At 40.0% G+C, this 14,100-nt stretch carries 11 protein-coding genes; 5 read left to right on the top strand and 6 right to left on the bottom strand.

What is annotated here, in order from left to right; genetic code table 11:
* Positions 1 to 31 precede the first annotated feature (31 nt).
* The 4 genes from arsJ to PSM_RS16190 all read right to left on the bottom strand — a co-directional run bounded on the left by arsJ (position 32) and on the right by PSM_RS16190 (position 3,284).
* Positions 32 to 1,252 (bottom strand): organoarsenical effux MFS transporter ArsJ, encoded by a 1,221-nt coding sequence (gene arsJ / locus PSM_RS16205; RefSeq protein WP_013462950.1) that lies wholly within the window; start codon positions 1,250 to 1,252, stop codon positions 32 to 34.
* A 15-nt stretch (positions 1,253 to 1,267) separates the two neighbouring features.
* Entirely contained in the window at positions 1,268 to 2,281 is a 1,014-nt protein-coding gene (locus PSM_RS16200; protein ID WP_013462949.1) for an ArsJ-associated glyceraldehyde-3-phosphate dehydrogenase, read from the bottom strand.
* 16 nt (positions 2,282 to 2,297) lie between these two features.
* Positions 2,298 to 2,654, bottom strand: a complete 357-nt coding sequence (locus PSM_RS16195; RefSeq protein WP_013462948.1) for a metalloregulator ArsR/SmtB family transcription factor — start codon at positions 2,652 to 2,654, stop codon at positions 2,298 to 2,300.
* Between the two features lie 201 nt (positions 2,655 to 2,855).
* Positions 2,856 to 3,284 (bottom strand): organic hydroperoxide resistance protein, encoded by a 429-nt coding sequence (locus PSM_RS16190; protein ID WP_013462947.1) that lies wholly within the window; start codon positions 3,282 to 3,284, stop codon positions 2,856 to 2,858.
* A gap of 129 nt (positions 3,285 to 3,413) precedes the next feature.
* Here PSM_RS16190 and PSM_RS16185 point away from each other — a divergent pair, with 129 nt between their 5' ends.
* The 5 genes from PSM_RS16185 (at position 3,414) to PSM_RS16165 (ending at position 9,975) form a co-directional block, all read left to right on the top strand.
* Positions 3,414 to 3,848, top strand: coding sequence for a MarR family winged helix-turn-helix transcriptional regulator (locus PSM_RS16185; RefSeq protein ID WP_024602753.1), 435 nt, complete (start codon positions 3,414 to 3,416; stop codon positions 3,846 to 3,848).
* Between the two features lie 47 nt (positions 3,849 to 3,895).
* The gene (locus PSM_RS16180; protein WP_013462945.1) at positions 3,896 to 4,990 is read left to right on the top strand and encodes an L-dopachrome tautomerase-related protein; all 1,095 of its coding nucleotides are present in this window, start codon (positions 3,896 to 3,898) and stop codon (positions 4,988 to 4,990) included.
* A 429-nt stretch (positions 4,991 to 5,419) separates the two neighbouring features.
* Positions 5,420 to 6,766, top strand: coding sequence for an N-succinylarginine dihydrolase (astB, locus tag PSM_RS16175; protein WP_013462943.1), 1,347 nt, complete (start codon positions 5,420 to 5,422; stop codon positions 6,764 to 6,766).
* Between the two features lie 258 nt (positions 6,767 to 7,024).
* Entirely contained in the window at positions 7,025 to 7,705 is a 681-nt protein-coding gene (locus PSM_RS16170; RefSeq protein WP_013462942.1) for an SDR family oxidoreductase, read from the top strand.
* Between the two features lie 182 nt (positions 7,706 to 7,887).
* Positions 7,888 to 9,975 carry a bifunctional diguanylate cyclase/phosphodiesterase gene (locus PSM_RS16165; RefSeq protein WP_013462941.1) on the top strand — a complete coding sequence of 696 codons (2,088 nt, stop codon included), beginning with the start codon at positions 7,888 to 7,890 and terminating at the stop codon, positions 9,973 to 9,975.
* A gap of 26 nt (positions 9,976 to 10,001) precedes the next feature.
* Here PSM_RS16165 and PSM_RS16160 read toward each other — a convergent pair whose 3' ends face one another.
* Positions 10,002 to 10,799 carry a response regulator gene (locus PSM_RS16160; RefSeq protein WP_013462940.1) on the bottom strand — a complete coding sequence of 266 codons (798 nt, stop codon included), beginning with the start codon at positions 10,797 to 10,799 and terminating at the stop codon, positions 10,002 to 10,004.
* 120 nt (positions 10,800 to 10,919) lie between these two features.
* Positions 10,920 to 13,847 (bottom strand): TonB-dependent receptor, encoded by a 2,928-nt coding sequence (locus tag PSM_RS16155; RefSeq protein ID WP_013462939.1) that lies wholly within the window; start codon positions 13,845 to 13,847, stop codon positions 10,920 to 10,922.
* Between the last annotated feature and the right edge of the window lie 253 nt (positions 13,848 to 14,100).

Genomic DNA, 14,100 nt, shown 5'->3' with positions numbered 1-14,100 from the left:
TTAGTGACTTATTTTAGTATTTAGTGTTCGGCTAACTTTGTTTAGTTAACCGTTGAGTGATTAAACAAACGAGCAAAAGTAAGCTAGCGCTTACCCACAAACAGGCCTGCAGCCCATATACTTTATACATAAAACCAGAAAGTACTGTCCCGACCAGTCTTCCTGCAGCGTTAGCCATGTAATAAAAACCTACATCCAAAGAAACACCATCACTTTTAGCAAGGCTGACAATCAAATAACTGTGTAATGATGAGTTAATAGCAAATGCAGCACCAAAAATAAATAACCCAACAATTAGCGTAGTGTTTACAGCTATATTAAACTGCATCAAACAAGCTAATAACAAGGTGACACACGCCAATACTCCCCCCCAGTAAAACGCTTTCTTTATCGCATCATTACTGACAAGTGACTTGCCTGTAATTTTTGGTGCTTGAGATTGCACTACCCCATAAGCAATCACCCATAGTGCCATAAAACCACTAACCCACCAGTGTGGCCAATTAAATTGCGAGGCTAAATAAACAGGCAATGCAACAACAAACCATACATCACGAGCAGCAAATAAACAAAACCGAGCGGCACTAAGTAAATTAATCGCCCTAGACTTAGAAAGTAACGCTTTAAATTTTGGTTTATTTTTAGCTTTGCCTATATCACCCTCTAAATACACTAAGCTAATGATCCAAGCGATAGTTAAAAGCATAATTAAAGCAACTAACGCTCCAACAAATCCTAGTAAAGTAAGTAATAGCCCCCCTAAAAAGAAGCCAACTCCTTTTAATGCATTTTTAGAGCCCGTTAATATAGCAATCCATTTGTATAATTGGCTTTGCTGATTATCACCTTCGGGAACTAAATATTTAATCGCACTTTTAGCGCTCATTTTATTGAGATCTTTGGCAACCCCACTTAAGGCTTGCGCTAACATTACATAACTTACCGATAACCAATCGCTTGGTGCACACAACATAGCTAAGGCCACAACTTGCAGCCCTAATCCTATGTTCATGGTTTTATTTAAACCTAAATGCGCACCTAACCAACCGCCAATTAAGTTAGTAATAACCCCAAATAACTCATAAAACACAAACAGCATGGCAATCGCGAGCGCGCCATACCCTAACTGATGAAAATACAGCACCACCAGCATGCGAAGTGCGCCATCTGTTAGTGTAAAAGCCCAGTAATTACCCGTAATAATGCCATACTGTTTTAAAGCCGATGGTAAATTGGCGATTTGCGAAAACATCTTCAATACCCTGAACTAGTTTACTAAATCACTTTGTCCTACTTTGAGCATCAGCTCAGCAGTCCGGTTGGCATAACCCCATTCATTATCATACCAAGCATAGAGTTTAAGTTGAGTGTGGTTTATAACCATTGTCGAAAGCGCATCTATAATTGTGCTACGAGGGTCTGTTTTGTAATCAATAGATACCAATGGCTTTTCTTCATAGCCTAAAATGCCTTTTAGCTCGTTATTAGCCGCTTGCTTAAACCATCCATTCACTTCTTGTTCGGTTACACCACGCTCTAGTTCAAACACGCAATCAGTAATTGATGCATTGGTTAGGGGGACTCGAACCGCATGGCCGTTTAATTTTCCTTTAAGTTCAGGGAATATCTGCGTAATAGCCGTTGCACTGCCGGTAGTGGTAGGAATTAAACTTGTTCCGCATGAGCGCGCGCGACGTAAATCTTTATGAGGTGCATCTATAATGGTTTGGGTGTTGGTAATGTCATGAATCGTTGTTATGGATCCATGCTTAATCCCTACTTTTTCTTGCAATACTTTTACCACAGGCGCTAAACAATTTGTTGTGCATGAAGCCGCGGTAACAATTTTATGTAACTGCGGATTATAAAGATGATCGTTCACCCCTATTACCACATTCAAAACACTCTCTTCTTTAACTGGGGCAGTAACAACCACACGCTTTACACCTTGCGCTAAATAAGCGTTGAGTAATTCTGTGGTTTTCATTTTACCGCTGGCTTCAATCACCACATCACATTGTGACCAGTCAGTCTCTGCAATCGATTTATTATTCGTTACTTTAACCGTATGCTTTGCTACAGAAAAACTATTATCATCGGCTTGCACCTCATATTTTAGGCGCCCGTGAACCGAGTCAAATTCTAATAAATGGGCATGTGTTTTCGCATCAGCAGCCACATCATTAACATGTACAAATTCAACCTCAGGCCAATCAATTGCCGCTCGTAAGGTTAAACGTCCGATTCGTCCAAAACCATTTATGCCTACTTTAATCGTCATTATAAAATTCCTTTAGTTAGTCACAGCATTTTAAAATTCGCTCAGGACGCTTGCCCATCACATTTAAACGCTGTAATTGATGCTCATAAAATGTAGGGGTGGCATGTAATGTTTTTGTAATTACATCTTTCGCCCAATCAGGTAGTGATTTATTTAAGCTATAGAACACCCATTGATTTTGCTTACGATCAGCAAGCAAACCGCATTGACGTAATACAGCTAAATGCCGTGAAATTTTAGGCTGGCTTACATCAAGTGCCGCCACTAATTCACATACACATAACTCATCTTCATGCGCAATAAGCAGTATTGTCTTTAAGCGGGTGTCGTCAGCGATACATTTAAAAAAATGCAGAGGATTTAGTTGATTCATACAGTGTAGTCTTGTTTTGCATACAACAACAATATATGAAAAGAAAGACATATGGAATAGTGAATATATGAAATTTCATATATTCAGGTAAAGTTATCTATTTTCCGCGTCAACTCAAGTTTGGCTTTTAGAGGTGTGCCCAATAAAAAACACGCAATGATCACTCATGGCGTGTTTTTATAAACAATATAAAGAGGTTAATTAAATAACCGACAGCTCTACTTCAATATTGCCACGAGTTGCATTTGAATATGGACATACTTGGTGTGCTTTCTCTACCAAGGCTTGTGCCGCTGCTTTGTCCATATCACCTAGTGATACAGCCAATTTTACAGCAATACCAAAACCGGCATCAATCGCACCAATAGACACTTCAGAGTTAATGTAAGTATCACTTGGTAACGCAATTTTTTCGCTACCCGCTACAAACTTAAGTGCACCAATAAAACAGGCAGCATAACCTGCTGCAAATAATTGCTCTGGATTAGTGCCTTGTCCATCGTCACCACCTAACCCTTTAGGTGTTGATAAGTTAACATTTAAACGACCATCATCCGATTTAGCAACGCCTTCACGTCCGCCTGTTGCCGTTGCTTTTGCTGTATAAGCTACATTTTGTAATACATTCATAGTGAACTCCTAAGATTAAAATTTCTAAGTCAATTACTTTGCATGCAAAATAATAGATCAACTAAATTCCGATTGCAAATACTTTGCATGCAAACTAAAATACTCTGTATTGAAATGAAGGATAAAGCGATGTCGTTTGAACAGTTAAAATTAAAAAATCAGTTATGCCATCGTTTATATATGGCGTCCAACAGCATAGCCCGTGCCTATCGAGAACCTCTAGCTGAGCTTAACCTTACCTATCCTCAGTATGTTGTTATGATGGCGCTGTGGGAACAAGATGAAGTAACTATCGCTGAGCTAATAGATAAAACCGCAATTGATGGTGGCGCGCTTACTCAAATATTAAAAAAAATGACCGACAAGTCATTACTTAACGTTATAAAAGACGAACACGATAAGCGTAAGCGTTTGGTGCAACTGACTCACACGGGTCACTCTTTAAAACTTGAAGCTGCCGACATCCCAAAAAGGATTTTTTGCAAATTTGACAGTATCGACACAACCCAAGCACAACAATTAATGCAGTTACTCGACTTAGTGGTCAATGATCTGACCGACTAAAAACCCAGCTTTACCCAGCTATAACTTAACAAACAAGGCGTTAATTAATGACGCATTTAAAAAAACGACTTATTGCTATTACTTACAGCATTACATTACTGGTAAGTAATGGAGCACTTGCCAATAATAGTGAATTAACCACTGTTGCGACATTTGATGCACAACACCCGCCTGGCAACATAGCCATTACGCCATCTGGCCGTAAGTTTTTATCTATACATGGTTTTTATGGGCAAAATCAAAAAATCATGGAGCTATTAAGTGATGGCACCACTAAACCCTACCCTAATGAGCAATGGGCTTACGCATACAACAAGGGTAAAGGCTTTTACGGGGTACTCGGTGTTAATGTATCAAGCGACGGCATACTGTGGATGCTTGATACCTCAGGGCCTGATCATGCGGGGAGATTAGTTGGTTGGGATACCAACCAAGAGCAACTGCATAAAATTATTTACCTAGCCAAACCAACAATTACCGATACCTCGTTTTTAAACGATTTAGTTATCGATAATAAACACGGCGTTATTTACATTGCCGATACAGCACAAGGCAGTCAGGCTGCGATTATTATAGTAAACCTAAAAACCGGTGAAGCGCGAAGAGTATTACAAGATAGCCAATACACCACCGCCGAAAATATTGATATGGTTATTAATGGCCGAACAATGCGCCTAGGCGGACAACCTGCGCGTTTAGGTGTTAACCCAATTACGCTTGATCCTAACGAAGACTGGCTTTACTTTGGGTCAATGTCGGGGACTTCGGTTTATCGTATTGCCACCAGCGCAATTAACAACGAGCAGCTTTCAGCAAAAGCGCTAGAAGCTAAAGTAATGCGCTACGGCACTAAACCCATTTCCGACGGCATTACGGTGGATGGGGGCGGTAACGTCTATGTGACCGATATAACCAATGGTGCAATTGGCGTCGTAAAACCAAATGGCGACTATGAAGTGTTATTTAAAGATGATCGCCTAAGCTGGCCAGATGGCTTTAGTTATGGTGCAGATCATAAAATATATTTTACAGTAAACGATTTGCACAACTCGCCGGTGTTAAGCAATGATAAAACTCAAAACCCTAATAAGTTTAAAGTGATGTCGTTTACGCCCCTTGTAAAAGGTAAAGTAGGTCGTTAATAACCTAACGCAATTACCCTAGCCCTGTCATGTAATGCAGGGCTTTATAACATCACACCAAAAAAGTGCATATTTTATAATCACTCCCCCAATTTGGTGCCTCAACCAAACTAGGTATTAAAGAAATAATAGTAAATATCTGATTTATATTCATAAAATATTCAATAAACAATTGGCATACTTCTTCCTTATATTTAATTGTCATTAGTTACACCAAGGAAAAAAATTATGTCTAATTTATACAACACTCTTTATTTTTTATGGCGCTTAGATATCACAGTGTGGCAAGTTAATGAGCCAACAAATACGCATACCACCAGTGAGAAAGAGCGTATCTACTCGCGTTAAAAACTATTTTTGAACAGACTTTGCAAGCTAAGTCATAGCGTTGTATTGTAAAAGACTATTTAATTGGTTAGTGGAACGTGTATGCATGCTTTAGAAGTTAATTTTGACGGCTTAGTCGGCCCTACTCACAACTACGCAGGTTTGTCGTATGGCAATGTTGCCTCGTTAAATAACGCGGCGAGCTTTTCAAATCCGCAAGAAGCAGTATTGCAGGGCTTGGCTAAAATGAAAGCCATGCGCGATAAAGGCTTAACCCAAGGGGTATTTGCGCCTCATGCTCGCCCAGATTTAAATGTATTGCGGCGTTTAGGGTTTACTGGCAACGATGCACAAGTCATTAATAAAGCCTTTAAAGCCGATCCTATTTTATTGCGCGCTTGTTACTCTGCCTCAGCCATGTGGACCGCTAATGCAGCCACCGTATCGCCTTCACCTGATACTAACGACGGCAAAGTACACTTCACTGCGGCTAATCTAAATAATAAATTTCATCGCTCTTTAGAGCCAAACACCACTACACGTTTGCTCAAAGCGATGTTTAATAACGAACAATACTTTGCACACCATTCACATTTGCCTGAGCAAGGTTTTTTTGGTGATGAAGGCGCAGCAAACCATACTCGCCTGTGCGACAGCCATGGTGAAACCGGGCTAGAATTATTTGTATTTGGTGCAAGTGCCTTTAACAGTCAGCTTGTTAAATCCGTTAAGTTCCCTGCAAGGCAAACCTTGGAAGCGTCTGAAGCCATTTGTCGATTGCACAATATAAAAGATACCAGCCAAATACTATTACAACAAAACCCTGATGTGATTGACCAAGGGGTGTTCCATAATGATGTAATCGCGGTGGGTAACGCTAATGTTTTATTATGCCATCAGCAGGCGTTTTTAAATCAAACGCAAGCATTAGACGATATCCGCGAAGCCTATGTAGGTAACAAACAGCTTTATATTATTGAAGTGCCAACCAGCAAAGTGAGTATTCAAGATGCCGTTAGTAGCTATTTATTTAATAGCCAACTGGTTAGCCTTAGTGACGATAAAATGTTGCTCGTTGCCCCACAAGAATGCCAGCGTAATCCTGCTGTAAAAGCGTATATTGAAGAAATGATTATTGACGATAACCCCATAAATCAAGTGCAGTTTTTTGATTTACGCCAAAGCATGCAAAATGGCGGCGGACCTGCTTGTTTGCGTTTACGCGTGGCGCTTAATAGCCAAGAATTAGCAGCGGTAAATCCTGAGGTTATTTTAGATGAGCAAAAGTACACCCAATTATGTGATTGGGCTACGCGCCATTACCGCGATAAACTCGGTGCTAACGATTTTGCCGATCCAGCGTTATTAACCGAAAGTTATCAAGCGCTTGATGAGTTAACCCAGTTACTTAGCCTAGGATCGGTATACCCATTTCAACTAGAAGCTTAATTGCTTTCGGCTACTAGGGTTTGAAACATACGTTCAAACCCTTATCGCTAATCTCTCTAAATTCAATTAAGGTTAAGTTTATATAATTATACTTATAGCTTAACTATTCAAAAAAATATGATTCTATCTATTAGGGTAATGAATTACTCCTGATAGCATGCTTAAACGACATTACTGTCACTTAATTAACCCTAACTAACTCATTTAATTGAGTCTATACACTCAAGCTTGGCAGAATTCCAAAAAAGGAGACAAACCATGGCAACACAGAAAGTAATTTTAATTACCGGCGCATCGAGCGGCATTGGCGAGGCAACCGCTAAAACATTGGTTAATAATGGCCACAAAGTGATCTTAACCGCGCGCAGCGAAGATAAACTCAATAAACTAGTTGACGAGTTAGGCCATGAAAATGCATTTAGCGTTTCAGCCGATGCCACTGAATTTAATGAACTTGAGAATGTAGTGAGTAAAGGCGTTGAAAAATTTGGGCGATTAGACGCAGCATTCGCTAACGCCGGCATGGGTGTGTCATCACCTGGTACAGAGAATGGCGATCCTAAAGAGTGGTCAGCCATGGTTGACCTTAATATTAAAGCACTACTGTGGACCGCCAAACTCACTTTGCCTCATTTACGTGAAAACCAAGGGCATTTTATTTTAACCAGCTCTGCAGCAGGGCGAAGACCCATTGATGGCTCTATTTATGGTGCCACTAAATGGTTTGCCCATGGCTTTGGTCAAAACCTTGCGGAAGAAATGAAACCTTGGCATGGCCGATGTACAACCATAGCCCCAGGCATGGTGAATACACCATTTTTTGATGAAGCAAAACCAGATAAGCTCGATCCTCAAGACGTGGCCGATGCCGTTTTGTTTGCCATTGAAGCTAATCAGCGTAATAGCGTACGCGAAATCTATTTAATGCCCACCAACTAATAATAAAATATAAAGGCCAATATTTATTGGCCTTTACTATAAAAGTGCTTACCTGTGCTTTGTCCAAATCACTATCTATTCAATCAATAAAAAATCACTTATTGAAACGCCGCTTACCATGCTAAATCACAACTTTATGTCTATTATATAAAGAAAGTAATTCAATAACTGGAACCCATTTAATGGCTCCCAATAAAACTAATAATATGCCAGCTCATCAATATGTTACTAATGACCCGTTGCATCAACTTTTTGATGCTGTCGATTCTATTTCAGTACAAGGTTACGATGAGCAACGACGTGTTATTTATTGGAATAAAGGCAGCGAATTACTTTATGGGTATACACACCAAGAAGCCATTGGCAAAAAACTCGAAGATTTAATTATACCCGCGCCAATGCGAGAGCCCGTTATTAAAGCGCATAGTAATTGGATTAAGTATGATATTGAAATTCCCGCATCAGAACTCATACTCAGCCATAAAAATGGCAATGATGTAGCCGTATTTTCAAGCCATGTTATGTTTACCAATCAGTACAATACCAAACAAATGTACTGTATTGATATTGATCTGTCTGAGGTTCACAAAGCACAAGCAGAAGCCGTATTTAATGCCACCATGCTCAAAACTTTATTTGAGGCAATTCCTGATTTATTTTTTGTACTAGAGCAAAATGGCACTATTACTGACTACCATGCAAATAATGAAAACGATTTATATATTTCACCTAACCAGTTTATTGGTAAAAAAATGGTGGATGTATTACCTGAAAAAGTAGCGCAAAAGTTTCAGGTTCATATAGAAAAAACGATAACACAAGACAGTATGGTCAGTTTTGAATACGAATTAAGCATGCCTGAAGGCGTAATTTATTACGAAGCGAGATTGCGTTTACTGCCGAAAAAAAACCAAATTATGGTGATTATTCGTGATATTAGCGAACCACACCGCTCCGCTGAACTAATTCGTCATCAGGCCCACTTTGATAGTTTAACCGATTTACCTAATCGCTTTTTATCTCTAGACCGCTTATCACAAATATTACTGGAAGTACAAAAGAGCCACGAAAAAGCCGCGGTGTTCTTTTTAGATCTTGATGACTTTAAAAAAGTGAATGACTCTTTAGGCCATGAAGTGGGCGATGAACTATTAATTGCGGCAGCAGCAAGATTACAGCAAACACTTAAAAAAAGTGACACAATAGGCCGATTGGGCGGCGATGAGTTTATTGTTTTAATATCCAATTTAAATGATGAAAACGATGCTTTAGCGATTGCTGAGCGGTTACTTCAAGCATTTAGGAAACCCTTTAAACTTGTAGGTAGAGACTTAATACTGACATTAAGTATTGGGATTGCTATTTCCCCTAAGGATGGCACCTGCGCCTCGGTGTTGTTACGAAATGCCGACACCGCTATGTACCAAGCAAAAACCATGGGGCGAAACACGTCCTCTTTTTTCACCCCACAAATGAACGTCGCCATGCGCCGCCGCTTTGAAATAGAAGAGCAAATGCATGGTGCACTGGAGCGTAATGAATTTGAGCTTTATTACCAACCACAAATAGATGTAAAAACAAACACCATCGTTGGCGCTGAAGCCTTGCTTCGTTGGCATAATATAGTGTTAGGGGAAATCACACCAGATGAGTTTATCCCAATTGCAGAGCAAACCGGCTTAATTACGCCTATTGGTGTATTTGTTCTTCAACAAGCCTTACGCTTTTTAAATGAATGGCAATCAATTAACAAGCAAAACTATACCATGGCCGTTAATTTATCGCCGCGCCAATTCAGAGACCCTGAACTGGTTAATATAATTAAACACACTCTGCATAAAAATAGTATTAATAATGAATGTTTAGAGCTGGAAATTACCGAAGGGGTGCTGATGAATAGCCAAGCGTCAATTCATGATGCCTTATTGCAAATTGATGAGCTGGGCATAAAACTGTCAATGGACGACTTTGGCACAGGGTATTCATCATTAAGTTACTTACGAGAATACCCTTTTGATGTGCTAAAAATTGACCGCAGCTTTATTACTGGCATAACAGATAACAAGGCAGACTGTAATTTAGTGAAAGCGGCCATAGCTATGTCACACAGCCTAGAAATAAAAGTAGTGGCTGAGGGGGTAGAAACCAAAGAGCAGCTAGATTTACTCAACGAGCTAAACTGCGATATTGCTCAAGGATTTTATTTAAGTAAGCCCTTGCCGGCCGCCAAGCTGCTCAATTTTTCATTGCGTTACTTAAAAGCACTTTAGTTAAAAAGTGCTTTTATAGTTATGCTTTAGCTCATGATTTTAAAGAGTAAATCGCGCACAGTAGCGGGCTCAAACGGTTTGTCACATATTGCGTCCACACCCGCTTGAGCAATATTAGCTAAATGGGTATCGTTAGCTTCTGAGCTCACCATCAAGATTGGAATATGCGAGTACGCATTCGATTGTCTTACCGTTTCAGTTAATTCTTTACCATCCATTTCTGGCATATTGTAGTCAGTAACAATTAAATCAAATGATTGGCTGTTTAACATTTCAATTGCTTGTTTACCGTCTTCGGCCTCTACCGGTGCTGGAATTCCCATCCCCGCTAGCACTCTTATTATGTGTTTTCGTGCAAAACGGCTGTCATCAACTACAAGCACTCTAAGAAGCGTCACATCAAAGTGCTCTAGTTCCACTTCTTGCTCGCTAATAATATCTAAAGTAGCTTTAAGCGCTCGGGTTATTTCGTCGGCACTAAACGGTTTAGGTAAAATCGCTAATACCCCCGATTGCCTAAGTTGCTCTAAATGGCGCTTATTACGCTCGCTCGATACCAACATAAATGCCTGTTGCTCAGTATTACTATTACTGCGTATTGCCTGTAATAAAGAATCTGCAGTACCGTCACTAAAATACATACTACTAATGACTAAATCAGGGTGATAATTTGATAAAGCAGCCAGCGCGTTTTCTTGAGTGCTGGCCGTTTCAATTTGTGTAACACCGCACTGAGCCAGTGATTTTTTTATTAGCTTTTGTTGAACTTCAGAAGGCTCAACTAATAAAATAGATAAGTTGGCTATTGCCGTTAAATCACTCATTTCAATCCTGTTAATATTAATTCTATAATTTTTATAACGCTCATTATAAAGTAATAACTTACAAGAAAAAGCTAAAACAGCAACAAAACAGCTTGTTTACCTAGACTCAACACACTCAGCTTAAAAACGGTAGTTTATGCCCGCATAATAACGTCTTCCCGAATAGCTTGAGTTTAATAACCGAGACTCTGTATCGTTACCTAGGCGCTTTACCGACTCAGATTTAGTTAAATTAATAACTGCAGCGGTCAAACTCAAATCCTCTAATAAATTAATCGAAGCATTTACATCAACTTGCTCGTATGGGTCTTGGTATACATTTAAGCCGCTATTTAAACCCAACACAGTTTCACCGCGTTTATTATAAGAAGCTCGAATATTAAAGGCATCTCCTTCATAATATATCGAGGTATTGTATTGATACTTAGCACTGCCTATTAGTGGCGATTTACCAAACTCTTTACCATCCACTTCTACATCGGCTTTATTGGTTTTGTTATAAGTGTAGTTTGCATAAAAACCAAAACCACTATCAAAGGCATGCTGTATAAATACTTCCGCCCCTTTAGATACGGCATCAGTGCCATTACCTACTGTGCTATATGGCGATACGGTAATATTTCCTGCCTCAACTATGCCCTCTTTACCAGCAAAATCTTGTTGTACGTCAATGACTAAGGGTACAACAAAATTATCAACAGTTTTATGAAACAGTGCTAAACCAATGGCAGAGCCTTCGCTGTAATAATATTCAATAGATAAATCAGCTTGCACCGACTCAAATGGCTTTAAGTTTTTATTACCGCCACTGCCACTAAAACCCGGAATTTCATTAAACTCAGCTCTATCGTCTGCCCACTCATCTGAGACAAACGTGATGCGTTGTTGTGCGCCTAAATCGGCATAATCAGGGCGAGACATCACTTTAGCAACCGCGCCTCGCACCACTACATCATCACTTATATCCCACGCAATATTAAAGCTAGGAAGAATTTGAGTATCGGTACTCTCTTGAGTAATAAGTTGATAGTCTTCAACAAATCTATCATCTCCGGTTACCGGCTCGCCGCTGTCATCATCAGTATGATCTAATAAATAAGTATATAGGTCGGTTGATGATGTCATGGTTTTCGTGCGTACCACACGTACCCCTAAATTACCGCGCACGCTATTAAACTCAAAGTCACCTTGCAGATAAAACGCCGCTATTTGCTCTTCAATATCATAAATAAAGTTATCTTCTTTGCGTGTATACGGCACATAATGACTGGTCACAATGTCACGATATTTTTGCCAATCAATACCGGGCATTTGGTTTATATTAAAACCACCAGCAATGTTACCTTCGTTAATAAACACGTCTTGTGCTAGTGGCATACCGTTGTTCCACTGATAACTGTCAAAACGTGTGATCCCCCCCTCGCTGGCTTCTCCTGCAGCAATATCAAAATTAGGATCTAAAAAGAAGGTATTACCGGTTTCGCGATGCAGTGTAGCTTCTCGGTACTTTACGCCGGTTTTAATTGTTCTTAAAATGCCCCAATCGGTATAAATATCAAAGTCAGCTTGGTAGTAATCTTCTTCGAGTTCACTGCGCACAAAGCTTGAATTTGACGAGCCTGGATCGCGCCCACCGCCCACACCATTTAGTAAGTTAGCTAGCGTATTAGGGTCTATATTTAAACTAATATCGTTTTCATTAATTTGCCAACCCGCTGTTTGCGATGCATTTTCTATACGGCTTTCATTTTCACCGGCGTTTGAACTTTTATACGCCGCTTCCCAACTCTCCTTTGGCCCGCCTTCAGAGCGCGTATTGCCCGCCACAAAACGGGCTTTAAAATAATCGCCTTCATAGGTTAAATTAAAATCGAAGGTGTCTGAGGTCGACTCTTCACGCACATAACGGCCTCGCATCCACGGCAATTGCATATCATTCTCTGCGCCACTCGCAGCTGCATCAAATTGCATCCCATTGATAATAGTGCCCGACTCATCCAAACTTACATCGGTTAAAAAGTCAGGATTTAAAGACCATTCTGGTATATCAATCACCGACTCTGTTCTATTTTTATCAAGTGAAAATCCAAAATAGTTAAAGCCAATTTCAACACGGCTGGTTGGGCGCCACTGCGTGCTAAATTGCACCCCTTCTCGCTCACGTAATTCGTTTACAATTGAGCCACGAACCACTTGAGGAAACCAAACATCGTTATAATTATTACCCTGAGCATCACTTATTGAGTCCCACTGATTATTATTATCAACCAGCTCGCCATTGGTATCTACCGGGTTATCACCGGCAAAGCGCCATACGTTTGCATCTGTGCCTCCTGAGAGAGTTCGGTTAGTGCGTTTTTGTGAGGTATAACCAAACAACATGCCAAAGGTATCAGCCTCGTTCTTCCAAGAATAAAGCGCGGTTAACTGCGGCTCAGATTCTTCAGTCACATCGGCATAGGTGCTTTCAATGTTAATTACCCCAGAGTTTGCCTCCATACTCAGCGGTTTACGACTATGCATTAATACCGTGCCGCCTACGCCCCCCTCATCTAAACGCGCTTCTGGCGATTTATACACTTCCACGCTTTCAATCATGGCTGAGGGCAGTAATGCATAATCAAATGAGCGAGACGGCTCACCTGGTGATGACGCAATAAAATTACCATTTAGCTGAGAAAAGGTTAGCTCAGATGATAACCCCCTAATACTTACCGATGAGCCTTCGCCTCCGTCACGGTCAATCACCACGCCAGGTACGCGTTGTAATGAATCAGCGACATTTTTATCAGGAAACTTACCAATATCTTCTGCTGTTATGGCATCAACCACAGAGCTCGATAAACGCTTTATATCTAAATTAGCCGCCATACTGGAACGAATACCACGCACCTCAATGACTTCCATATCTTTGCTTTTTAATGTTTTATCTTCTGCTTCATCAGCATATGCATGATTGACAACAGATAGAATAGACACGCATAGCGTTGATTTAATAAAAAGTGGAAGAGAGTGATGTGCAGCGTGGGTTATCCGATGAGCGGTCATAGTTTTAACAGTTCCATTTAAAATACAGTTAATACTTAAAGATGAGCGTACCGGCTAAAGCTGATACGAAAAAAGTAGCTGTATTTTACACAACCAAACTTAATAGTTTGTTAATGTAAACTGATAAGTAACTGAATAACCTATCAAAAAATAGTCAATTCGAATAAAGGTAGGAAGTTAAGCAGCAAAATTGCTATTTAGCTGCTTATTAAAAGAGCATAAAAAAGGAATGACGCGATTAAACAGCAATACA

Source organism: Pseudoalteromonas sp. SM9913, from assembly GCF_000184065.1.
Taxonomy (GTDB): domain Bacteria; phylum Pseudomonadota; class Gammaproteobacteria; order Enterobacterales; family Alteromonadaceae; genus Pseudoalteromonas; species Pseudoalteromonas tetraodonis.
This window is presented reverse-complemented; position numbering and strand designations above follow the sequence as displayed.